We start from the raw sequence: 24,532 nt of genomic DNA, 5'->3' as shown, positions 1-24,532 counted from the left end.
AATTATGCCAATATAATTACACTTAAAACCCATTTCTTGCGATTTATTAGCAAATTTGATTTTCAAATAAAAAAATGCGACTGAGCTACAAACCTTATCAATTAGAATTAAAATACCCATTTACAATTGCCAAATTCTCCAGAACTTCCACACCTTTAATGCTTTTAGAAATTGAACATGAAGGGAAAGTTGGTTTGGGAGAAGCTTCTATGGTGCCATATATGGGAGAAAGCATAGAAACGGCAATTAAATTTTTAAAAAAAATTGATTTAAATTGGTTTTCTTTTCCTTTAGATTTAGATGAAGTTATTGCTTATTTAGATGATATTGAACCGGGTTTACCTGCAATTAAAGCCGCTGTTGATATTGCACTTCATGATCTAACAGGCAAATTATTAGAAAAACCTTGCTATGAATTATTTGGGTCTTCGCCCGATTTAATGCCGTTAACTACATTTACCGTGGGCATTGATGAACCAGAAATTATCATAAAAAAAGTAAATGATGCGCTTGCTGATGGTTTTAAATTGTTAAAAATAAAATTGGGAAGGGAATCTGATAAATTGTTGATTGAAACCATCCGCTCTGTAACGGATATGCCTTTATATGTAGATGCAAACCAAGGCTGGGCAGATAAAAAACAAGGATTAGAGATGGCTTTTTGGCTACAAGAACAAGGTGTTTTATTAATAGAACAACCTATGCCGAAAGAAGATATTGATGGAAACGCCTGGATTACAGAAAATTCGCCAATCCCAATAATTGGTGATGAAGCCATACAAAGATTAGATGATGTACAAAAAGCAAAAGGTATTTACCACGGCATCAACATCAAATTAATGAAATCTGCCGGAATGCATGAAGCCTTTAAAATGATTAAAGCCGCAAGAGAAAATAACCTGAAAATTTTAATTGGCTGCATGAGCGAAACCAGTATCGCAACTTTGGCTGGTGTTGCGTTGGCTCCGTTATGTGATTATGCAGATTTAGATGGCCCCTTTTTAACATTAAACAATCCTTTTAAAACGCCAGAATTTAAACAAGGAAAGTATATTTTAAACAAACAAGCCGGCTTAGGAGTTAATTTTATTTGAGGTGATAAAAAATTATTTCAATGAATTCTCATTTTAGTAAATCAATAAATATAAAAAATGAAAACATATATAATTAGTGGTGCCGGGAGTGGAATAGGTAAAGCAATGGCAAATCAATTAGCCAGTGAGGGGAATCAAATTATACTATTAGGCAGAAATAGGGCTAATTTAGAAGAGGTTAAATCTGGGTTAAAAGGAGATAATCATTTGATTTTAGCTGCAGATATAACAAACAAAGATTCGGTTTTGGCAGCAGCAAAAATGGCACAAAGTATTCCTATTGACGGAATTGTAGCAAACGCGGGAATTGGTGGAGAAAATAATTGGGGAGAAAAAGACAGGTGGGATGAAATAGTAAGCACCAATCTTACCGGGACTTATAATTTTGTAAATGCTTTTTTACCAAACCTGGTTTTGTCCAAAAATGAAGTTAAACATATTTTAATCACTTCTTCTGTTTTAGCAAGATTAGGAGTAGTAAATTATACTGCCTATTGCGCTTCTAAAGCTGGTTTGCTGGGATTAATGCGTTCTTGGGCAATGGAATTTGCATCTAAAAATATCTTGGTAAATGCTATTGCGCCAGGTTGGGTAGATACTGATATGGCACAAGAAGGTTTACAGGGCATTGCCGATGGCATCGGGATTAGCAAAGCCGAGTTTTTTGATATTGCAATGCAAAGTGTCCCTCTAAAAAAAATGAGCCAACCTCAAGAAATTGCTGATCTGGTTTCCTACTTATTGAAACAACAATCAATCATCGGACAAACCATAGATATCAACGCAGGATCTGTAATGAACAGTTGATTTGTATCAAAAACTTGAATTAGTGCTCCTCTATTTCTAGAAAATTCATTCATTAAAATTAATACGTACAAACATTTTGAATAACTGTTTTTTGCTGATCACCATATCCTGATCCTCCAGAAAATATAGATTCTACAGCAAGTGCCGGACAATTAGTTTGTTTTATGATTTGTTGTTGATCTCCATAGCCTGATCCACCGTAGAAAATAGATTCGACTGCAAGAACAGAGCAGATGTTTTGACTTAAAACCTGCTGCTGATCTCCATATCCTGATCCTCCATAAAAAATAGATTCGACTGCAAGAACAGGGCAAGTGCTTTGACTTAAAATCTGCTGCTGATCTCCGTAGCCGGTTCCTCCATAAAAAATAGATACAACAACTAATTCCGGGCAAACAGATTGAATAGTTTCTTTTGAATCAAAACCACTACCTCGGCCTCCGGTAAACATTGTTTTAGGAATTCCAGATGAAGAAAAAACTCCTCGCATTGCTGGTAAGCTTATTTGGCCATAGAAAGTAATACTGGCAAACAATAAAACCAATACCAACAGTATTTTTTTCACGTTTATCATTTTTATAAATACTTAAAATGAGCGTACACCACGGCCGCCAGTTAAGAATGATTTTTCTCCGTTACCGAAACTTGCCCATTGTCTATTGCTAACAGACATTCCTTCAGATCTATTTGCAGATGCTCCTCTTCGGGGAAAATAAGATTCAATAGTATTTATATCTACATTAATAAAAGAAGGCCAACCAATAACATTTGCAAAAGCATTCGCATCAATATTTCCATCTCCGTTATTAATTGTAAAGCCTGAATAATCCCAATTCCATCCTCCAATGCAACGTTCAAAAACATTACCTGTCATATCTAAAATACCATAGTAAGTAGCGGCTGCATGTACCCTATCTGAAGCAGCGGTTGCTGTTGCGCCAACTCGCCAAACATAGTTTTGCCCAACATTTTGAGGTCCAAAGGGTGCTGATGGTAAAGATTCATTCGGGCTTAAGCGGTTTAAATTATAATATGGCTGAACGCCGGTTTGATCTGAAGTACCCCAAGAGAACTCGTTTAAAACTGGCGTTAAAGTTCCTCTACAGGCTTTTTCATACTCAAACTCTGTCATTGGTCTTATCGCTGCCCAATCTAAATAAGTTAAAAAATCTTTAACTCTTATAGATACTGGTAATCCTAAGCCATCATTTGACTGGTCAAAAACATTATCATCTGTAGCATCACATCCATAAACGGCAGGAGTTATTGAGGTAGTTGATGTTCCGGGGGTTTTTACTTCTATTCTATACCCAGCGTAAGAATTCATACTGGTGCCAACTGGTGAAGTTGGCGGAGTAGCGTTAATATCTTCTTGTAATTTTAACTGTTGATTGTATGTTAAAGTATTTAAAAAAGCAACATATTGCGCTGCTGTAATTTCATATTTCATGCAATAAAACCTATTGTATCCTAACGGAAATGTGCTTGGCAAAGCTACTGAACTACCTAAATTTTGTTTTTGATAAACTGAGCTTGCTCCAAGTCCACTTGATTGTTTTGTAGAATTAATAAGTAGGGGATTATCAGATGTACCGTCTGTGAATCCGTTCAAATCAGTTCTGCCATCACCAACATAAAATTGTCCTTCTGGAACATTCACCATCTCCATTCCGTAAACTCCAATATTATCCGCACCAATAGCCGATCCCAAGGTTAACGTAACGGTTTCCTGCGTAATATTTCCCATTCCAGGAGCACTTCTCCGAACAAAAACACCTTTATTATCTGATGATAAATCCGCTTGAAGTATTGATCCAGAAACAGAACCGCTACTTAAATCGGCATGTGCCCAGGGGTTTTGATTTGACTGATCACAAGTTTGTCTTTTAACAAAGATCCAAACCGCATCCCAATTTGATGGACCAGAAGTTACATTCCAACTATTTTCCCATTGTATAGTAAAGGATATATTGGCGCCATTGATTGTAGGTGTTCCTATAATTAGATTGTTTGCTTTTGATGATGAAATCACCGTTAAGGCGCAGATAATAATTAGGGTTATTTTTTTCATTTCTAAGTTTTTTAAGTTCTTATTTCTCAATTTTTTATTGCATATCACCAGAAGAAACAATTACGTTACTCCCAATATTAACAATGGTAGCAATGGCGTAATTGCCTGCTGTTGCGGTATAATTATTTCTATTTTTTAAAACTACACCAGCGCCACCGGCTAGATTAATTTTATTTGCATCAACACTTTTTTGTAAAACCATACAATTAAATCCTGTTGGTAAAGAGGCATCAAAAGTTATTGTAATTGGGCCGCTTGATGGATTACAGATTAATACTTTACTGTTATATTGATTTGCGTTTTCTGGAGTTACCGTTAAATCTGAGGTAATTTCAGAACTAATTTCTGCAAGGGCAGTTATAGAACCATTTGATTTTAAATTACCATCAACATTCATATTTGAAGTAAATGTTTTCACGCCCGCTACTGTTTGAGTCGTTGTTAAATCCATAAAATCAGCAGCTTTTGCATAAGGTGTCAACATTGCTGTGGTATCTGAAATATTTAATTTGGCATTAATTAAAGTTTGAGTCGCAGCAGCTTTTGCATAAGGAACAAGCATTGCCGTTGTATCTGCAATACTCAGTTTTGTATTAATTGAGGTTGTTGTCACAGCAGCTTTTGCATAAGGAACAAGCATTGCTGTTGTGTCTGCAATACTCAGTTTTGCATTAATTAACGTTGTTGTCGCAGCAGCTTTAGCATATGGTGTCAACATTGCTGTGGTATCTGAAATATTCAGTTTTGCATTGATTAACGCTGTTGTTGCGACCACTTTTGCATAAGGAAACAACATTGCTGTTGTATCTGCAATATTCAGTTTTGTATTAATTAAAGTTGTAGTCGCAGCAGCTTTTGCATAAGGAACAAGCATTGCTGTTGTATCTGAAATATTCAGTTTTGCATTAATTAAAGTTGTTGTTGCGGCCGCTTTCGCATAAGGGCTTAACATTGCTGTTGTATCTGCAATACTCAGTTTTGCATTAATTGATGTTGTTGTTGCAGCAGCTTTTGCATAAGGAACAAGCATTGCTGTGGTATCTGCAGTATTCAGTTTTGCATTAATTAAAGTTGTTGTCGCAGCAGTTTTTGCATAAGGAACCAACATTGCTATTGTATCTGCAATATTCAGCTTTGTATTAATTGATGTTGTTGTCGCAGCAGCTTTTGCATAAGGAACAAGCATTGCTGTGGTATCTGCAATACTCAGTTTTGAATTAATTGATGTTGTTGTTGCAGCTGATTTTGCATAAGGATTCAACATTGAAGCAGTATCAGTTATGTTTACCTTTGTATTTAATCCTGCTAAAGTTGTAGCAGATTTTGCATAATGACTTAACATTGAAGCTGTATCAGCAAAATTTACTTTAATATTTAAACCTGCTAAAGTTGAAACCGATTTTGCATACGGATTCAACATTGCGGCTGTATCGGCAACGTTTACTTTTTGATTAATTAGGTTTTGAGTAGCAATCGTTCTAGCGTAAGGATTTAACATTGAAGCTGTGTCAGCAATACTTACTTTGGTATTTAAACCTGCTAAAGTTGAAGCTTGTTTAGCGTAGGGATTCAACATTGCAGCGGTGTCAGCAATATTTATTTTAGAATTTAAGCCCACTAAGGTTGAGACTTGTTTTGCGTAAGGATTTAACATTGCCGCTGTATCCGCAATATTTACTTTTTGATTGATTAAGTTTTGAGTAGCTATTGTTTTTGCATAAGGATTCAACATTGCAGTTGTATCAGCAACATTCACTTTGCTATTTAATCCAGCTAAAGTTGAAGCTTGTTTTGCGTAGGGATTCAACATTGCAGCGGTATCTGCGATGTTGACTTTTTGATTTAAGCTCACTAAAGTCGCAGCTGTTTTTGCATAAGGATTTAACATAGAAGCTGTATCAGCAATGTTTACCTTATTATTTAATTCTGCTAAAGTCGAAGCAGATTTTGAATAAGGAATCAACATAGCAGCAGTATCAGCAACGTTTACTTTTTGATTTAAGCTCACTAAAGTCGCAGCTGTTTTTGCATAAGGATTTAACATAGAAGCTGTATCCGCAATATTTACTTTGGTATTTAATCCTGCCAAAGTGGTTGCAGATTTTGAATAAGGATTTAGCATCGCAGCTGTATCAGCAATATTTACTTTTTGATTTAAGCTTGCTAAAGTCGCAGCTGATTTTGCGTAAGAAATTAACATTGCAGCAGTATCAGCAACGTTTACTTTTTGATTTAAGCCTGCTAAAGTCGCAGCTGTTTTTGCATAAGGATTTAACATAGAAGCTGTATCTGCAATGTTTATTTTGGTATTTAATCTTGCCAAAGTGGTTGCAGATTTTGAATAAGGATTTAGCATCGCAGCTGTATCAGCGATGTTTACTTTTTGATTAACTAAGTTTTGAGTTGCAATCGTTTTAGCATACGGATTTAGCATTGCAGCAGTATCAGCAACGTTTACTTTTTGATTTAAGCCTGCTAAAGTCGCAGCTGTTTTTGCATAAGGATTTAACATCGCAGCTGTATCAGCTATGTTTACTTTTTGATTAACTAAGTTTTGAGTTGCAATCGTTTTAGCATACGGATTTAGCATTGCAGCAATATCAGCGATGTTTACTTTTTGATTAACCAAGTTTTGAGTTGCAATCGTTTTAGCATATGGACTTAGCATTGACGCTGTATCAGTATTGTTTACTTTGGTATTTAATCCTGCTAAAGTTAACGCTGCTTTTGCATAAGGATTCAACATCGCAGCTGTATCAGCAATATTTATTTTTTGATTGATTAAGTTTTGAGTTGCTATCGTTTTAGCATAAGTATTCAACATTGTAGCAGTATCTGCAATGTTTACTTTTTGATTAATTAGGTTTTGTGTAGCAATCTTTTTAGCATATGGATTCAGCATTGCAGCAGTATCTGCAACATTTACTTTTGATGAAATTAAAAAACTGATATCTAAAACCTTCAAATAAGGTTTTAACATTGCTGCAGTATCTAAAATATTTAACTTTTTATCTAGAGACTCTTTTGCTGCTAAAGAAACTGGTTTATTTATATCACTTGTATTATCAACATTTCCTAAACCTACTTTCGATGCACTTATTCCATTAGCTATTTTATTATCAGTTACCGCATTATCTTTAATTTTAGCTGTTACTATAGCATCATTTGAGATTATAGGTTTTTCTGCAATTGAACCTAATCCTCCTAAATCACCCGCTAATTGAATAACACCTTTACCTGTTGAGGTAGCGCTAATTCCCGCATTGGCAGCAAATAATGCAAAAGGTACTGCTGTAAATGGTTGATTACTTATTTCGATATAATCAGAACAGTTTCCTGTTGTATTTATACTAACAACTAAACTTTTTTTACCTAGACCCCAATTTATCTTATCAATTGAACTGGCTAATCCACCAATTTTATTTCCAGATCCAATAAGTAAATTTACTGCTCCAAATTGATCAGTTGTTGTTTGCATATTTTCTTCATAATCGATATCAGTATCATTATTTAAAATTTTAAATGACATACAAATTTTTTGATTAGCTAATGCTTTCTCCACACCATTTCCCGTACTTGGATTAAATATTACTGCTTGATAAGTGATGCCATTAGTTTGAGCAACAATTTTAAGAGAGGCCAAAAGAAAAATCAAGAATATTAGTCTTTTCATATTAAGTTTTTATAATTATTTAAATTTTGACGATTGAATGCTAATATGCCTTAACTATTTTGGTCGAATAGTTAAAAGTTGCTCCATTTAAACTTAATATATAAGATTGTGGCGCTAAGTTATCTAGCTGAAAATTCAATCCTAGTTCAGGATTTAAGAATGTTTTCTGAAATAAAAGTTTACCATAGAGATCTGCAACCATTATAGTTACGGATTCAGTTACAGCCTTAGAAAATTTCAAATTGATCACATTAATAAAAGGATTTGGAAAAGTAGTTACCTGCACTGCATGGTAAGTAATTACGTTTGTTGGTATAGAAAATCTACTTTGTTGGTAACCTTGTTGTACTGTAATATTAGGTTTTAACATTAAACCTATTATACTTGATTGGCCTACAGATTGACTAACAAATACACCACTATTTAATGTTTTAGAAATTCCTTGTGAAGCAAATGTTTGTCGTTTTACAGTTTGTGCACAAACTTGAGTTGATAGAAAAATAACTAGTATAAATATCCGCATATTGAATGCTTTTTTGGGAGGTTCTACGCTCCTAAAAATCAATAGTTACAAAATATAACATATTGTTTTAAGCGTTAACTTAAACGACATAAAAATTCTAAATTAGAAACAGTTCCTTTATTCTAAATAGTAATCAGCGGCATATAAAGTATTCTTTTATAAAATTTCACTCGCTTTTCTTTATTAAAGAATTGTACTTTTGTGGATTAAGTATAAGCGATTATGAGCAAAACGAGCAGAAAGCAAGATGCTTTGGATTATCATTCCCATGGCAGACCAGGTAAAATTGAAGTTATACCAACTAAACCCACCAATTCACAAGGAGATTTAACATTAGCATACTCGCCCGGAGTGGCAGAACCTTGTTTAAAAATAGCAGAAAACGTAGAAGATGTATATAAATATACCGCAAAAGGAAATTTAGTAGCTGTAATTAGCAACGGAACGGCAGTTTTGGGTCTTGGTGATATTGGCCCAGAAGCTGGTAAACCAGTAATGGAGGGTAAAGGTTTATTATTTAAAATCTTTGCCGATATAGATGTTTTTGATTTAGAACTCGACTGTAAAAACGTTGATGATTTTGTAAAAATAGTTAAAGCTCTTGAGCCAACTTTTGGAGGTATTAACTTGGAGGATATTAAAGCGCCCGAATGTTTCGAGATTGAAAGAAGACTTAAAGCCGAAATGAAAATTCCGGTAATGCATGATGATCAGCATGGAACCGCTATTATTTCTGCCGCAGCATTAATTAATGCATGTGAAATTCAAAAAAAGAAACTCGATAAAGTTAAAATTGTAATAAATGGAGCCGGTGCGGCCGCTATTTCTTGCACAAGATTATACGTTTCTTTAGGCGCAAATAAAGCTAATATTGTGATGTTGGATAGAACCGGAGTGATTAGAGCGGACAGGGAAAACCTGGAAGGCACTAAACTAGAGTTTGCTACATCCAGAGATATTCATTCTTTAGATGATGCCATGAAAGATGCAGATGTTTTCATCGGACTTTCGTCTGCGGATATTTTATCGGCAGAAGCATTAAAAACAATGGCTAAAAATCCCATCGTTTTCGCCATGGCTAATCCAAACCCAGAAATAGCTTATGAATTAGCAGTTAAAACTCGTAAGGATATAATAATGGCGACCGGAAGGTCGGATTATCCAAATCAAGTGAACAATGTTTTAGGTTTTCCTTATATTTTTAGAGGCGCTTTAGACGTACGTTCTACAGCTATAAACGAGGAGATGAAAATTGCTGCCGTTATAGCAATTGCGGATTTAGCAAAGGAAAATGTTCCGGAGGCGGTTAATATGGCTTATAATGTTAAAAACATTAAATATGGTAAAGATTATATCATCCCAAAACCAATAGATTTCAGACTAATTACCACTGTTGCACCTGCTGTTGCAAAAGCAGCAATGGATTCTGGCGTAGCAAGACATCATATTAAAGACTGGAAACAATATCAAATAGAGCTGCAAAAACGCTTAGGAATGGATGATGCTTTAATGCGTACCATTACAAACAAAGCTAAATCTGACCCTAAAAAAGTGGTTTTTGCTGAAGCTGATAATTATAAAATTTTAAAGGCTGCCCAAATTGTTAAAGATGATGGCATTGCGATTCCTATACTTTTAGGAAATAAAAAAATTATCAATCAAATTATTGAAGAAAACGAACTTGAACTAGAAGGTGTTGAAATCATAGATCCTTTAGAAGAAGTTGAAATGTTTGAAAAATTTGCTCAAAATCTTTACGAAAAGCGCCAAAGAAGGGGAATTACCTTATATGAGGCTCGTAAAAGTATGAGGGATAGGAATTATTTTGGCGCTTCTATGGTAGAGTTTGGAGATGCGGATGCCTTAATATCTGGATTGACTAAAAATTATGCATCAACTGTAAAACCTGCTTTACAAGTAATTGGTACAGAAGAAGGTGTAAATCGTGTGGCGGGTATGTATTTAATGTTAACTAAAAAAGGACCAATTTTCTTTGCCGATACCACTATAAATGTAAATCCTAGTGTTGATGAATTGGTAGATATTACTGTTTTGGTTAATAAGTCCGTTAAACAATTCAATATAAAACCTCGAATTGCTATTTTATCTTATTCAAATTATGGTTCTAATGAGGGAGAAGTACCTCATAAAACCAGGGAAGCAGTAAGAATACTTCATGAAAAACATCCTGAGATTAAAGTGGACGGCGAAATGCAAGCTAATTTTGCTTTAAATAAAGATTTATTAAATGATAATTTTCCCTTCTCTAAATTAAAAAACAACCCTGCTAATACGTTGGTTTTTCCTAGTTTAGATGCTGGAAATATCGCATATAAACTTTTACAAGAAATTGGCGGGGCCGAAGCTGTTGGACCAATCCTTTTAGGATTAAATAAACCAGTCCATGTTTTGCAGTTGGGAAGTTCTGTTAGAGAAATTGTAAATATGGTAACCATTGCTGTTTTAGATGTGCAAACTAAAGAACATTTAAGGCCACATAAAAAAAGTGTATCTAAAATTAAAAAATAATTATGTACGCATATATTGATGGTAAACTAGCTTTTAAATGCCCAGCTTACGTGGTTATTGATGCCGGCGGAGTAGGATACCATATTCATATCTCTTTAAATACTTACAGCGCAATTAAAGACCAAGAGCGCTGTAAGTTATATACTTGGCTGGCTGTAAAAGAAGATTCTCATACTTTATATGGCTTTGCTGATGAGGGCGAAAAAAGGCTTTTTCTTCATCTGATTTCTGTAAATGGTATTGGACCAAATACGGGAAGAATGATGCTTTCTTCTATTTCGCCAATAGAAATTGAACAAGCAATTATTAGTGGAGATGTAAATGAAATTAAACGCATAAAAGGAATTGGACCAAAATCTGCCCAGCGATTAATTATTGAATTACAGGATAAATTAAAAAAAGATGGCGTTGGAACTTTAATTTCTATGCCTGTAAATAATACTTCTAAAGATGAAGCGTTAAGTGCTTTGGTGATGTTAGGCTTTGTAAAAAATACTGCAGAAAAAGCAGTTGATGCAGCTGTAAAATCATCAACTGAACCGTTAAGTGTAGAAACAATCATAAAAATTGCGCTGAAAACCTTATAATTACACATCCTAACAAGTAACGCTTGAAAATTAATTTTACCTATCTTATTCATAGATTAAGTATCATTTCGCTATTGCTTATTACAAGCTTAGGTGTTTTCTCGCAGGTTATTCCACAAGATTCTTTAAAGATAAAATATCCCGTTAAGGATAATTATATCACTCCTTTTTCTGGCAATAACAGTTTGTTTTTCCCCAATCCGCAAAACATAAAAAAAACTGTTGAATACGATCCAAAAACTAAAAAGTATATAATTAAAGAAATGATTGGAGATAAACTTATTAAACCTCCTTTATATCTAACCTTTAAAGAATATCAGCAGCTAGAAGAAAAAAAAATTATCGATGCTTATTGGAAGAATTTAGTTACTACCAGTAAGCAAATAGAAAAAGATGGATTTATACCTGAGGTGAAGGTTAAAAGCAAAACATTTGAAAGGATTTTTGGGGGAAATACGATTAATATACAACCACGTGGATCTGCAGATTTAACCTTTTCTGGCAATATCAATAGAAATGAAAATCCTCTTTTTAATGAACGCCAACGAACCACAGGAAATTTCGATTTTAACCAAAGAATCCAGGCTAACGTTATCGGAAATATCGGCGAAAAGCTAAAAATTAATTTTAATTATAATACCGAAGCACAATTTGATTTTGAGAATCAAGTAAAGCTAGAATACACAGGTACAAAAGATGAAATTATTAAAAAGATTGAGGCTGGTATTGTAAATTTTCCGCTAAATACAACTTTAATTAGTGGTAGCCAGGCTTTGTTTGGGGTAAAAACGCAATTACAATTTGGTCGGTTGGGAGTTACAACCATGTACTCTCAACAAAAATCGCAATCCAAAGAAATTAATATTACAAACGGTGCACAACAAAACGAGTTTAGGTTAAGTACCGATAATTACGAGGCGAACAAGCATTATTTCTTGGCTCAATATTTTCGAAACAACTTTAACAGGGCAAATGCAAATTTGCCTATTGTTACTTCAAATATCAATATCACTAAAATTGAGGTTTGGATTACCAACAGAAGCAATAGTACAACAGATTCCAGAGATGTTTTGGCATTTATGGATTTAGGAGAGAATCAGCCTTATAATACAACTCTTTTTCAAGGTGGTGCTGGATTTTCATCATTGCCTGCTGGTTTTAACGGCCCTGGTTTTACGCAACAATCAAATAATTTATTACAGAATATTCCTACTACATCAAGATTTACGAACTCAAACGATATTGATAATTATTTTCAAAATAGTGGCCGTTTAGATAATTACAACAAGGTAACTTATGCTAGAAAATTAACAGAAAGGGAATACACGATAAACCCATTACTAGGTTATATATCATTAAATAATGCGCTTAACGCCGATGAAATTTTATCGGTTGCTTACAGATATACCGTTAATGGCGTGGAATATCAGGTAGGAGAATTTGGACAAGATGTACCTGTGGATCCTAATAATCCTCAGGTTTTGTTTACCAAATTATTGAAGAACGAGACCATCAAAACTAATTTACCGCTTTGGGATTTAATGATGAAAAACATCTATTCTTTAGGTGCATATCAAATAAGTCCTAATGATTTTAGGTTGAATATTTTTAGGTTAGATGATAACTCTGGTATAGAAAAACCATTGATAGAAGATGGTGCAAATACAGCAGGTAAGCTTTGGCTTCAGGTTGTTAATCTTGATCGATTAAACCAACAAAATGCCAGAGAACCTGATGGCTTTTTTGATTTTTTAGAAGGATTGACTATTGATTCTCAAAACGGCCGTGTTATTTTTCCAACTGTAGAGCCTTTTGGTAAAGATTTAGCGGCTCAATTTAATCCTGCAACCGAGCAAAACCTGATAAATAAATATGTTTATCAACCTTTATATGACTCTACAAAGGTTATTGCACAACAGTTTTTTCCTGGATTAAACCGTTATGTTATTAAAGGAACATATCAATCTTCTGTTAGTTCAGAGTTTCAATTAAATGCTATTAACGTACCCGAAGGTTCAGTTGCGGTTACTGCCGGAACGCTTAAATTAACTGAAGGCGCAGATTATACTGTTGATTATAATATAGGAAGGGTTAAGATTTTAAATGAAGCTTTATTAAATTCTGGGCAACCTATTAAAATTAAGTTAGAAAGTAACGAGCTTTTTGGTATACAACAAAAATCACTTTTTGGTACAAGATTAGATTATCGGGTTAACCAAAATTTTAACGTGGGTGCCACATTATTAAATTTAAAAGAAACCCCGCTTACCCAAAAAGTAAATTTCGGCGAAGAATCTATTTCAAATACCATTTATGGTTTTGATATGAACTATAGTACAAATAGCCGTTTATTAACAAAACTAGTAGATAAAATTCCTTTCATTTCTACAAAAGAAACCTCTTCAATTACCTTTAATGGCGAATTTGCTAAATTTAATCCTGGCCATCCTAAAGCATTAAATTTTGCCGGCGGAGAAAATGGTGCAAGTTATATAGATGATTTTGAAGGGAGCCGTTCCATTATAGATTTAAAAGGATCAACAGCTTGGCAAATTTCTGGCACTCCACAACTATTTCCAGAATCACAATTAAGCAATGACCTTTCTTACGGTTTTAACAGAGCAAAACTAGCATTCTTTAATATCGACCCCGTATTTTACAGCCGTACAAGTAGCTTAACTCCGCCAAATATCCAAAATAATAAAACAGAACTTTCTAACCATTACGTAAGGGAAGTTTTAGAAACAGAGGTTTTTCCGTTTAAACAAACGGCAACCGGTTCGCTTTTTAATATCGCCACCTTAAATATGGCTTATTATCCAACATTACGAGGTCCTTATAATTTTACAACTACAGGTTTAAATCCGGATGGGACTTTACAAAACCCAAGAAACAGGTGGGGCGGGATGTTCAGAAGAATTGAAACCAATGATTTTGAAGCTCTAAACATCGAATTTATAGAATTTTGGGTTTTAGATCCTTATATCTACAAACCAAATTCTGCTGGTGGCGATATATATTTTAACATCGGAAGTTTATCTGAAGATCTTTTAAAAGATGGCAGAAAGAGTTTAGAAAATGGTTTACCCGCAGACAATGACCCTACTAAAACTGATGAAACTGTATGGGGAAGAGTGCCAAAATTACAACCAGTTATTCAGGCTTTTGATAACGACCCAAATGCCAGACAAACCCAAGATGTTGGTTTAGATGGTTTAAACAATGTTAACGAACAGCAAAAATATCAAGCTATCGTAAACCAAGCAACAGCAATATTAAATCCTCAAGCCGCAACTCAATTTAATAACGATCCATCTACGGATGATTACGTTTATTTTAGGGGAAACCAGTTAGATGCTGTAAATGCAAATATCCTAAAACGTTATGAAAATTATAACGGAACAGATGGTAATTCTAAAACTTCACAACAATCTTTAGACGCTACAGGTATAGAAAATTCTGCATCAACGGCTTTGCCTGATGGTGAGGATATCAATAGAGATAATAATTCTTCAAAATCTGACGAATATTATCAATATAAAGTGAGCATAAGACCTCAAGATTTAATGGTTGGTAAAGGTTACATTACAGATAAGGTAACATCCGAAGTAAACTTAGCTAATGGAGAAAAGAAAACTGTAAACTGGTATCAATTTAAAGTGCCTATTGCACAATATACCAGCAAAGTAGGCAACATCCAGGATTTCAAATCTATTCGCTTTATGCGTTTATTTATGACAGATTTTGCTGATACTACTGTTTTGAGATTTGCAAGATTGCAATTGGTGCGTGGCGAATGGCGTAGGTTTAATTCAGAAAATACGCCTGCAAAAGTATTGGCAGATCCTGCTTTAAATAACCCGGGTTTAGATAATTCTACCTTAGATGTAAGTACCGTTAATTTAGATGAAAACGGCAGCAGGACACCCATACCTTATGTAATTCCTCCGGGTATCCCAATAGAAAAAGATATTTCTAACTTTAGGGGAGACACCCGCCAAAATGAGCAGTCGCTTTCTGTTGTGGTAAAAAACCTAAGAGATGGATATGCAAGGGCGGCTTTTAAAACTACTGTTAATGATGTCAGATCTTATCGTCGTTTGCAAATGTATGTGCATGCCGAAGGAGATTTATTAAAGGATGGTGATATCAATGCTTTTGTAAGATTAGGTACTGATTATCAGGATAACTATTATGAATATGCTATCCCAACTAAGGTTACTTTACCCGGAACAAGAGATGCTAATTTAATTTGGCCAGATGCCAATAAATTTGATATTGAGTTTAGACTTTTTCAATTAGCCAAAACAGCAAGAAACAATGCTTTTTTAAACGGACAACCTTGGCCGGTAAACGTACCATATATTTTTAATGATGGCATAAACACAATTACGGTTAAAGGTCAGCCGGATTTAAGCAAAGTTCGTGTTTTGATGCTGGGTGCAAGAAATCCTTTAAAAACTAATACTCGCCCTTCGGATGATGGATTAGAAAAAACCGTTGAACTTTGGTTTAACGAGTTACGCTTAACTGATTTTGATGAGCGTGGAGGTTGGGCAGCTACTGCAAGATTAAATGCAAAACTAGCAGATTTTGGAGATGTAACGCTATCGGCTAATAAAAGCACCATTGGTTTTGGCTCTCTAGAAAACCGAGTTTCAGAAATCAGCAGAGCAGATAATCAGTTTTTTGATGTTTCTTCTAGCTTAGAATTAGGAAAGTTTTTCCCTGTAAAATCAGGAATAAAAATCCCATTGTTTATAAACTATTCTAGTCAATTGAGCACTCCTCAGTATGATCCTAGAAATCCAGATATAGAACTTAAAAATATTTTAGATCAGGTTTCATCACAAACCAGAGATTCTATTAAGAATTATGCTGAAGACTATACACAACGTAGGAGTATCAACTTTACAAATGTGCGTAAAATTAAAACCGACCCTAACGCAAAAAACCATCTTTGGGATATAGAAAATTTGAGTTTAACTTATGCTTTTACTGGTTATGGGCATCGCGATTTTATTAACAGAAACTCAGAACAAAGAACTTACAGAGGCGCATTGGCTTATGATTATAACAATCCTGCTAAATTTTACAGCCCTTTTAATAAAGCAGTAAAATCTAAATATTTAAACCTTTTAAAAGATTTTAATTTTAGCTTATTGCCTTCAGTTTTAAACTTTAGGGTAGAAGTAAACCGTCTTTATTCTGAAAATACTTTACGTGATAACGATCCTAATAATTTTATCCCTATTAGGACTACCTTTAATAAAAACTTCCTGATTAACAGATTATATGGAGTAAGTTGGGATTTAACAAAATCTCTAAAACTAGATTTTAATGCAACTAATCTTTCTGTAGTAGATGAGCCAAACGGCAGAATTACAGGTTTAGTAAGGGATACTATTTTACAAAACTTAAAAAGACTAGGGCGTAATACAAATTATAACCATACCATTAGTTTAAGCTATACGGTTCCTTTAAATAAAATTCCTGGTTTAGATTTTATAAGTGTATTAACCCGCTACCAAACTCAGTTTAATTGGATGACAGAACCACTCTTAACTTTAGAGGATCCTAATATCAACTTTGGTAATAACATTCAAAACTCACGAACTGTACAATTAAACCCAACTTTAAACATGAATTTATTATACAATAAATTTGGTTTTTATCGCAGACTTAATGATCCAAATAGCAGCGGGGGCGGGAAATTTTTAGTCAATTTATTAACAAGCTTAAAAAATGTAAGCGGTTCTTATATCAGAAACGATGGAACTTTTTTACCAGGCTATTTACCTAAAACAGATGTTTTTGGCTACAGTTTAGATGCCAATGCGCCAGGAGTTGGTTTTCTTTTAGGCTCACAACAAGATATTAGAAGTAAAGCACTTGCAAATGGATGGCTAACAAGAGATACCATCCAAAATCAGTTATATAAAACGGCATTAAATACAAAACTAAATTTAAGAGGGACATTAGAACCTTTTAAAGATTTTAGGATAGAGTTAAATGCTTTTAAAAATAGCAGCGAAGTATTTACCACCAATTTCAGGTTTGCCAATAACTCAAATCAGTTTGAAAGTTTAAGTCCTATTACTTCTGGTGATTATAGCGTTTCTATTATTTCTTTAGGAAGTGCTTTTAAAGATGGATTTGGAAAAACGTCTCCGGTTTTTCAACAATTTTTAGCAAACCGTGGTGTTGTTTCTCAACGATTGGGAAGGCAAAACCCAAACAGCGCTGGGCAGGTGGCCGAGTTTGCCGATGGTTACGGAAGAACATCACAAGATGTAGTTGTTCCAGCATTTTTAGCAGCCTATAAAAATAAAGATGCGGGTTCTGCTAATTTGAGTATGTTCCCAAAAATTCCAGTTCCAAATTGGAGGATAACCTATAACGGCTTAACAAAAATTGAGGCTGTCAGTAACTTATTTTCTGCGTTCGATTTAACTCACTCCTATAATTCTACCTATAACGTAAATAATTATAACTCGCTTATTAGATACTCTACAGCCAACGGAGCAGTAAACGTTAGGGATGCCGAAAACAACTTTTTGCCTTCTTTACAGTTCTCACAAATTACCTTGTTTGAGCAATTTGTGCCGCTGTTAGGTATCGATATGAGGATGAAAAACAACATGACCGCCAATGTAGAATATCGTAAATCAAGGTCCTTAAGTTTAAGTTTAACCAACAGTCAATTGGCCTCTCAAAAAGACCAGGCGTTTGTATTTGGTTTTGGCTACAGAACCGCCGATTTTAGATTTCCTTTTGGATTATTCAAAAGTGTGAATCTTAAAAATGATCTTAATTTTAAGTTAGATGTGGCTGTTAGAAACAATAAAACCGTTATCTATCGGGCAGATGTAAATGATCCAGAGATTTCTGCAGGTTCAAAAAATATCACTTATCGCCCAAGTATAGATTATGTGCTAAACCAAAGATTTAATTTGAGAGTATTTTACGATACCAATATCACAAAACCATACACTTCGCAAACCTTTGTTACTGCATTTACAAACTTTGGTATAAATTTGAGGTTTACGATACAGTAATTTAGTTTGTGTGTTTTAACAATTTAAAAAACTCCGTCATGTTGAACGAAGTGAAACATCCCACAAATAGGTTACCAGTTGCAATGGCAACCTTGCAAATGAGATATCTCGTAACCTCGACATGACGGAAAGAATAGAAAATCTTAATAAAAATAAAATTAATTATTTGGGCGTTTTAACAGGCTTTCCGCTATATCTTTTTTTCGAAAAAGAAAAAAAGGATGCCGCTTCAATCCTTAACGCAAAAAAACAAATTCATATCTTACCCTCCTTAGAATTAAATTAAAACTACTATCGCTAACGCCTTACAAAATCGATAAACAAATTGGCAAAAATAAAGACCTCATACTTCTGTCAAAGCTGCGGCTTTGAATCCGCTAAATGGCTTGGTAAATGCCCATCTTGCCAACAATGGAATACATTTGTAGAAGAAATTGTAGAAAAAGGAAACAGCAAAACTCCCGATTGGAAAAGCGGAACATCAAATACAATTTCCAGGGTTAACAAACCATCAAAAGTCCAGGAAATAGAATACACAGAAGACCACAGATTAATTACGCCAGATAAAGAATTAAACCGAGTTCTAGGAGGCGGCATTGTTGGCGGTTCCTTAGTTTTAATTGGCGGCGAACCAGGAATTGGGAAATCAACACTAATGTTGCAATTGGCGTTAACATTAAAAAATTTAAAGGTGCTGTATGTTTCTGGCGAAGAAAGTGAGAAACAAATTAAGTTAAGAGCAGAACGTATTTTAGAAAACCCGACATCAGATTGCTACATTTTAACAGAAACATCTACACAAAATATATTTAAACAAATAGAGCAATTAGAACCTAGCATTGTCATTATTGATTCTATTCAAACGCTTCATTCTGCACATATAGAATCTACTCCTGGCAGTGTTTCTCAGGTGCGAGAATGTACCGCAGAACTTTTGAGATTTGCCAAAGAAACCAATACTCCAGTTTTTTTAATCGGGCATATCACAAAAGACGGAATGATTGCCGGTCCAAAAATTTTAGAACACATGGTTGACACCGTTCTACAGTTTGAGGGCGATAGGCATCACGTTTACCGTATTTTAAGAGCAATTAAAAACAGATTTGGTGCAGCATCAGAACTCGGCATTTATGAAATGCAAGGAAGTGGGTTGCGTGAAGTTTCAAATCCATCAGAAATATTATTATCACAGCGTGATGAACCTTTAAGTGGAGTAACAATTTCTGCCACTATGGAAGGAATGCGACCAATGTTAATAGAAACCCAAGCTTTGGTAAGTGCATCGCCGTATGGTACACCACAAAGATCCGCAACAGGTTTTGATACCAAACGTATGAACATGCTTTTGGCTGTTTTAGAAAAAAGATGCGGATTTAAATTAGGCGCAAAAGATGTTTTCTTAAATATTGCAGGCGGCATTAGAGTAGAAGACCCAAGTATAGATTTAGGTTTAATTGCAGCAATTATTTCATCAAACGAAGATATGCCGGTTTCCTACAAAATTTGTTTTGCCGCAGAAGTTGGTTTAAGTGGAGAAATTAGAGCTGTAAATAGAATAGAACAACGCATTGCAGAAGCGCAAAAATTAGGCTTCGAGCAAATATTTATTTCCAAGTACAACACAAAAGGACTGGATATTTCTAAATATCAAATAGAAATTAAAACGGTTGCTAAAGTCGAAGAGGTTTTTAGTTTGTTGTTTGGGTAATCCAATCTTAAAATTATTGCTCTCGTCATGTTGACGACAGGAAACATCTCATAAATAAATTTGCCATTTTCTACATTAATTGCATAATCCCTTTTTGTGAGATCTCTCGTTCCTCGAGGTGACGGGAAGGCAAATCAATCTTTTTCATGCGGCGTATTCCTCAAAGAAATTGGCTTCCGTTTGCCTTTCATCTTTAAGTTTAAAACCTCTACCAAAACAGAAAAAGCCATGGCAAAATAAATATATCCTTTTGGGATATGTTGCTCAAAACCTTCAGCCAAAAGCGAAACACCAATCAACAACAGGAAAGATAAAGCCAACATTTTAACTGTTGGATGATTGTTTACAAAAGTAGAAATAGCATTTGAAGAAAACATCATTACTATCACCGCTATAATTACCGCTGCAATCATTACCCAAATCTCGTTGGCCATACCAACCGCGGTGATTACAGAATCTAATGAAAACACAATATCTAAAATCAAAATTTGTATAATAACTCCAGTAAAAGAATGGACTTTTTTCACGGTTGCATCTTCTTCCTCTCCTTCTAATTTCTCGTGAATTTCATGGGTACTTTTATAAATTAAAAATAAACCGCCAATAATTAATATTAAATCTCTTCCACTTATCGCCATTTTTTCTAGTAATTCTACTGAAGTTACACCAATCCAATCTCCCATATTAAATAATGGAGCGGTCAAACTCATTACCCAATTTAAAGAAAGTAATAAAAGTACTCTGGTTATCATGGCTAATCCCAAACCAACAGTTCTGCCTTTGGCTTGTTGCTCTTGAGGTAATTTTCCAGATAAAATAGAGATAAACACGATATTATCTATCCCCAAAACAATCTCTAAAACGGTTAATGTTAATAAGGAAATCCAAATTTCTGGATTGCTGATCCACTCCATAGGTAAAATTTTAACCTCAAAAATAATAAAATAGACAGCATTTTAAACAAAAAAAGGCGAGTTAATTACTCGCCTTTAAAAAATATTGGACAAAAATTTAATTAAACTTCACTCCTCCATAAGTGCTTCTAATCACTAGATTTCCAGATGGAGATTTTCCATAATATCCTTTGTAATTTTTAGTTGGAAAATATCCTTTTTCTTCATCAGATGGCGATTTACTGGTGATGGTAACGTTTTCTTTATCATATTTAAAACTTGAATAGGAAGTGGAGATATCAAAGTTAAAGGCAGTATTATTTGTAAAACCCAAATTAAGGTTAGAATAATTTGAGCTGATATTTAAAGATTTAAAGTTCTTATCTAAAGCCCCTATTTTAAATCCTCCTGCATAATTCATTTTTAAAACTGCACTGCCCAATAAATTCCCAAGGCTTACATCGCAATAATTTAGACTTGCGTTCAAATCCTGGGCTTCCTCAATTTTTATATCTCCGTAATTAGAAGATATTATCGCTCCGCCTATTTTTTGAGCATTTATTTTACTGTAATTAGATTTTATATTTACTTTTCCAGTCAAATCTGAAGCCTTTAAATCTCCATAATTCATACTTAAACTTACATCTCCATATAAATTGGGTAAGATTACATTGGTATAATTTGTTTTAAAATTTATGCTGTTTTTATCCGGCATGTAAACATTATAGAAAACCTCAACCTTTTGTTTATCATCATTGTTGCTGTTCCAAAAACTCATGGTCAACCAACTATTACTTTTGTTGTTTTGTTCAATTGTTGTTTTAAAAACTATTTGATTTCCTATTTTACTATTGCTAATGGTCACTCCATCTAACAATTTTTGGGCATCATCTTCAGAACCAGAATAAGCTTTAACAATTACTTCTACTTTTATTTCGTTTTTGTTCCAGGTATTTACTGTAATCCTTCCATAGCTATTACTGATAGCTAAAACGTCATCACCTTTGGTAGAATAACTTTTAGTAATATTCTTAACTTTTTCAATTGAAGTTTGAGATGGCGCACCTTCTTTCCAATTATTATTTGGTAAAATGATAACGTTTGGTATAGGTAGCATTTCTGGCATTACAGGCATTTCTGGAATAGCCGGAATCTTCATAGATTTTAATCTTTCGTTTAAAACCGACATTTTTTTATTCATATCGGCAGCAGCCAAATCCATGTTTTTAAACTGGTCGCCAAAACCCTCAAAAGATTTTCCAACTTTTTCACCCCAAGCTTCCCATTTTTTACTATCAAACTTTTTAGCAAAATCTTCTCCCCACTCCTTCCATTTATTTTCATCTAGATTAATAATAATTGGAGGCATTGGAGGCATAGGCAAAGCTTCTGGCTGAGTTGGTGCGGGCGTTTCAGTTTTTTCCTGGGCTAAAACGCAATTGACAATTGAGATTGCCATTATAGGCAAAACGTAAAATATTTTATATAGCTGTTTCATTTTCTGTTGCTTTAAATTGTTTCACTTCTTTTGTGATATTTAATTGTTGGTTTAACAAATCAATTTGCGATTGCAAGTTCCGGATCATTGCTTTCACTATTCTATCTTGATTTGGAGTTGTTATTAATTCTTCTTGCAATGATTTATATTCCTCTTCTAACTTTATTTGCTCGTTTTTAAAAGTTTGGTAAAGTTGGGGATCAATTTTTTTGAGGTCTTTTAATTCCGTTCTTTTATTAGCAATCAAAGAAGAAAATTGAACTTCTTTTGCAGCATAAACCGGATTGATATTTTCTAGTTTTGTCGACTCTTCTTTTTGATATTTACCCCACAAAAAACCAAAAGCCAAAACCACAATAAAAACTGCCGCAATTCTACTAAAGTTGTAAAACTTGATTCTAAAAACTATTTTTTCTTGTGCCTTGCAATTTTCGTCTAATTGCTTGTCGAGTTTGTCCCACAAACCAGCCGGCGCATCGTAATTTTCAAATACCGACTTATTACTCTTTATAAAATTTTCTAATTTCTCGCTCATCTCTCTATTCCTTTAATTTTTAAAATCTCTACTAATTTTCTTTTTGCCCTTAAAAACTGCGTTCTTGATGTGCCTTCGCTTATTTTTAATATTTGCGAAATCTCCTCATGGTCATAACCTTCTAGTAAATAAAGGCTTAAAACCAATCTGTAACCTTCGGGCAAAAGCGCAATTGCTTTTTTTACTTCATCAATCTTGAAATTTAGTTCCTCCTCATCTTCCCAATTATGATCTACAATACTTTCAACATCAAAATCATCTATTTCCTCAAAAACCATTTTCCTTTTTCTAAGGATATTTATCGATTTATGAACAACAATCTGTTTTAACCAGGAGCCAAAAGATGTTTCTTGTCTAAAATCTTTAATCTTTGTAAAAGCTTCCATAAAAGCTTCTTGCAAAGCATCTTCGGCCTCATCCGTATGGTTTAGAATGCGCACAGCAACATTATACATCGCTTTAGAATACAGCTTGTATAGTTCGTGATGCGCTTTTCTTTCTCCTTTTTTACACTCAACAACTAAGTGAGCGTGTTTATCTATGTAAATGGACTCCAAATTTTTAAGCTTCTATTATCAAAGACAAACTTATTTTTAAAACGTTGCATGAAGGTTAAAATAATTGTAGAATTTTAGATAAATCAATCTCACTATTTTTTTCCAATCTCAGATTTTAATTTTTTTTACCGATTTTTACATGAAATCAGAAACATGGAAATTCATTTCTTTAAATATCAAGGTGCGGGCAACGATTTTATCATGGTTGACAATCGTGATCAAAAAATCGACCATCATCATCCAAATTTAATAGCAAAACTATGCGATAGGAGATTTGGAATTGGCGGCGACGGAATTATGTTTTTAGAATTAACCGATGATTATGATTTTAAAATGGTCTATTACAATTCTGACGGGCAACCAAGCAGCATGTGCGGAAACGGAGGAAGATGTATTGTAGCCTTTGCGAAGAAATTGAACATCATTAAAAATAAAACCACTTTCTTAGCCGTAGATGGACCACATTACGCTGAAATTCAGCGGAGAAAGATTGGGTAAGCTTACAAATGATAGATGTTAAAACCATCAATAAAGATGGAGAAGATTATGTGATTAATACGGGTTCGCCTCATTATATAAAATTTGATGTGAATGTTGCCAATAAAAATGTTTTTGCAGAAGGAAAGGCAATAAGGAATAACGACACCTATAAATCTGAAGGAATAAATGTAAATTTTGTAGAGGATAAAAACGACCATCTTTTTGTCCGCACTTATGAACGTGGAGTGGAAGATGAAACCTATGCTTGTGGAACTGGAGTTACTGCTGTCGCTTTAGCAAATGCGATTGCTAAAAATTTGAAAGGAAAAAATGAAACGGCAATCAAAGTTTTAGGCGGAAATTTAAATATCAAATACAATTATGATGGTGAGACTTTTACTGATATTTTTTTAGAAGGGCCAGCTCAATTTGTGTTCGAAGGAACTTTTGAAATTTAAACTTGAAAATTATTCATCCAGCTTTGAAAAGTTTTTCTCCTCTTCCATTAAAATTTGTTTT

At 34.1% G+C, this 24,532-nt stretch carries 17 protein-coding genes; 9 read left to right on the top strand and 8 right to left on the bottom strand.

Annotated features, from left to right (window positions below):
- Nucleotides 1-74: 74 nt before the first annotated feature.
- Both A5893_RS12100 and A5893_RS12095 read left to right on the top strand, forming a co-directional pair.
- Nucleotides 75-1,094, top strand: coding sequence for a dipeptide epimerase (locus A5893_RS12100; protein WP_068822828.1), 1,020 nt, complete (start codon nt 75-77; stop codon nt 1,092-1,094).
- Nucleotides 1,095-1,151: 57 nt separating this feature from the next.
- Nucleotides 1,152-1,901 carry an SDR family NAD(P)-dependent oxidoreductase gene (locus tag A5893_RS12095; protein ID WP_068822827.1) on the top strand — a complete coding sequence of 250 codons (750 nt, stop codon included), beginning with the start codon at nt 1,152-1,154 and terminating at the stop codon, nt 1,899-1,901.
- Nucleotides 1,902-1,959: 58 nt separating this feature from the next.
- On the opposite strand, the gene A5893_RS12090 is transcribed toward A5893_RS12095, so the two are convergent.
- From A5893_RS12090 to A5893_RS12075, 4 genes are read right to left on the bottom strand one after another with little or no spacing between them, the layout of a single operon-like run.
- Complete coding sequence (locus A5893_RS12090; RefSeq protein ID WP_157687551.1) at nt 1,960-2,466, bottom strand: hypothetical protein; 507 nt, start codon at nt 2,464-2,466, stop codon at nt 1,960-1,962.
- A 21-nt stretch (nt 2,467-2,487) separates the two neighbouring features.
- Nucleotides 2,488-3,972 (bottom strand): SUMF1/EgtB/PvdO family nonheme iron enzyme, encoded by a 1,485-nt coding sequence (locus A5893_RS12085; protein ID WP_068822825.1) that lies wholly within the window; start codon nt 3,970-3,972, stop codon nt 2,488-2,490.
- A 34-nt stretch (nt 3,973-4,006) separates the two neighbouring features.
- Entirely contained in the window at nt 4,007-7,645 is a 3,639-nt protein-coding gene (locus A5893_RS12080) for a hypothetical protein (RefSeq protein ID WP_068822824.1), read from the bottom strand.
- Between the two features lie 40 nt (nt 7,646-7,685).
- The gene (locus tag A5893_RS12075) at nt 7,686-8,168 is read right to left on the bottom strand and encodes a T9SS type A sorting domain-containing protein (protein WP_157687550.1); all 483 of its coding nucleotides are present in this window, start codon (nt 8,166-8,168) and stop codon (nt 7,686-7,688) included.
- A 222-nt stretch (nt 8,169-8,390) separates the two neighbouring features.
- Here A5893_RS12075 and A5893_RS12070 point away from each other — a divergent pair, with 222 nt between their 5' ends.
- The 5 genes from A5893_RS12070 (at nt 8,391) to radA (ending at nt 20,050) form a co-directional block, all read left to right on the top strand.
- On the top strand, nt 8,391-10,697 hold the full coding sequence (locus A5893_RS12070; RefSeq protein WP_068822822.1) for an NADP-dependent malic enzyme: 2,307 nt from the start codon (nt 8,391-8,393) through the stop codon (nt 10,695-10,697).
- A 2-nt stretch (nt 10,698-10,699) separates the two neighbouring features.
- A complete protein-coding gene (gene ruvA / locus A5893_RS12065; RefSeq protein WP_068822821.1) occupies nt 10,700-11,284 on the top strand; it encodes a Holliday junction branch migration protein RuvA in 585 nt (194 codons plus the stop codon).
- Between the two features lie 47 nt (nt 11,285-11,331).
- Nucleotides 11,332-18,342 carry a T9SS outer membrane translocon Sov/SprA gene (gene sov, locus A5893_RS12060; protein ID WP_449421120.1) on the top strand — a complete coding sequence of 2,337 codons (7,011 nt, stop codon included), beginning with the start codon at nt 11,332-11,334 and terminating at the stop codon, nt 18,340-18,342.
- A 121-nt stretch (nt 18,343-18,463) separates the two neighbouring features.
- Complete coding sequence (locus A5893_RS17885; RefSeq protein ID WP_198342317.1) at nt 18,464-18,628, top strand: hypothetical protein; 165 nt, start codon at nt 18,464-18,466, stop codon at nt 18,626-18,628.
- 39 nt (nt 18,629-18,667) lie between these two features.
- The gene (gene radA, locus A5893_RS12055; protein WP_068822820.1) at nt 18,668-20,050 is read left to right on the top strand and encodes a DNA repair protein RadA; all 1,383 of its coding nucleotides are present in this window, start codon (nt 18,668-18,670) and stop codon (nt 20,048-20,050) included.
- A 134-nt stretch (nt 20,051-20,184) separates the two neighbouring features.
- On the opposite strand, the gene A5893_RS12050 is transcribed toward radA, so the two are convergent.
- The 4 genes from A5893_RS12050 to A5893_RS12035 form a co-directional block, all read right to left on the bottom strand.
- Nucleotides 20,185-20,964: a TerC family protein gene (locus A5893_RS12050; protein ID WP_068822819.1), complete on the bottom strand. Its 780-nt coding sequence runs from the start codon at nt 20,962-20,964 to the stop codon at nt 20,185-20,187.
- A gap of 97 nt (nt 20,965-21,061) precedes the next feature.
- Nucleotides 21,062-22,441: a DUF4097 family beta strand repeat-containing protein gene (locus A5893_RS12045; protein WP_068822818.1), complete on the bottom strand. Its 1,380-nt coding sequence runs from the start codon at nt 22,439-22,441 to the stop codon at nt 21,062-21,064.
- On the bottom strand, nt 22,425-22,976 hold the full coding sequence (locus A5893_RS12040) for a hypothetical protein (protein ID WP_082911425.1): 552 nt from the start codon (nt 22,974-22,976) through the stop codon (nt 22,425-22,427). Before A5893_RS12040 ends, A5893_RS12045 begins: the two co-directional genes overlap by 17 nt.
- On the bottom strand, nt 22,973-23,533 hold the full coding sequence (locus tag A5893_RS12035; protein WP_068822817.1) for an RNA polymerase sigma factor: 561 nt from the start codon (nt 23,531-23,533) through the stop codon (nt 22,973-22,975). Before A5893_RS12035 ends, A5893_RS12040 begins: the two co-directional genes overlap by 4 nt.
- Nucleotides 23,534-23,686: 153 nt before the next feature.
- On the opposite strand from A5893_RS12035, the gene A5893_RS18325 reads away from it, so the two are divergent.
- Nucleotides 23,687-24,031 (top strand): diaminopimelate epimerase, encoded by a 345-nt coding sequence (locus tag A5893_RS18325; protein ID WP_394330787.1) that lies wholly within the window; start codon nt 23,687-23,689, stop codon nt 24,029-24,031.
- An 8-nt stretch (nt 24,032-24,039) separates the two neighbouring features.
- Nucleotides 24,040-24,471 carry a diaminopimelate epimerase gene (locus tag A5893_RS18320; RefSeq protein ID WP_394330786.1) on the top strand — a complete coding sequence of 144 codons (432 nt, stop codon included), beginning with the start codon at nt 24,040-24,042 and terminating at the stop codon, nt 24,469-24,471.
- The last annotated feature ends 61 nt before the right edge of the window (nt 24,472-24,532 follow it).

The organism is Pedobacter psychrophilus (assembly GCF_001652725.1).
GTDB classification, from domain to species: Bacteria; Bacteroidota; Bacteroidia; order Sphingobacteriales; family Sphingobacteriaceae; genus Pseudopedobacter; species Pseudopedobacter psychrophilus.
Note: the sequence above shows the minus strand (reverse complement) of the source record. Positions and strands in the feature narration are given on the sequence as shown.

Excerpts from the sequence above, each read along its gene's own strand:
- A5893_RS12100 (WP_068822828.1), top strand. The coding sequence starts at position 75 with ATGCGACTGAGCTACAAACCTTATCAATTAGAATTAAAATACCCATTT.
- A5893_RS12095 (WP_068822827.1), top strand. The coding sequence starts at position 1,152 with ATGAAAACATATATAATTAGTGGTGCCGGGAGTGGAATAGGTAAAGCA.
- A5893_RS12085 (WP_068822825.1), bottom strand. The coding sequence starts at position 3,972 with ATGAAAAAAATAACCCTAATTATTATCTGCGCCTTAACGGTGATTTCA.
- A5893_RS12080 (WP_068822824.1), bottom strand. The coding sequence starts at position 7,645 with ATGAAAAGACTAATATTCTTGATTTTTCTTTTGGCCTCTCTTAAAATT.
- A5893_RS12075 (WP_157687550.1), bottom strand. The coding sequence starts at position 8,168 with ATGCGGATATTTATACTAGTTATTTTTCTATCAACTCAAGTTTGTGCA.
- A5893_RS12070 (WP_068822822.1), top strand. The coding sequence starts at position 8,391 with ATGAGCAAAACGAGCAGAAAGCAAGATGCTTTGGATTATCATTCCCAT.
- ruvA (WP_068822821.1), top strand. The coding sequence starts at position 10,700 with ATGTACGCATATATTGATGGTAAACTAGCTTTTAAATGCCCAGCTTAC.
- A5893_RS17885 (WP_198342317.1), top strand. The coding sequence starts at position 18,464 with ATGACGGAAAGAATAGAAAATCTTAATAAAAATAAAATTAATTATTTG.
- A5893_RS12050 (WP_068822819.1), bottom strand. The coding sequence starts at position 20,964 with ATGGAGTGGATCAGCAATCCAGAAATTTGGATTTCCTTATTAACATTA.
- A5893_RS12045 (WP_068822818.1), bottom strand. The coding sequence starts at position 22,441 with ATGAAACAGCTATATAAAATATTTTACGTTTTGCCTATAATGGCAATC.
- A5893_RS12040 (WP_082911425.1), bottom strand. The coding sequence starts at position 22,976 with ATGAGCGAGAAATTAGAAAATTTTATAAAGAGTAATAAGTCGGTATTT.
- A5893_RS18325 (WP_394330787.1), top strand. The coding sequence starts at position 23,687 with ATGGAAATTCATTTCTTTAAATATCAAGGTGCGGGCAACGATTTTATC.
- A5893_RS18320 (WP_394330786.1), top strand. The coding sequence starts at position 24,040 with ATGATAGATGTTAAAACCATCAATAAAGATGGAGAAGATTATGTGATT.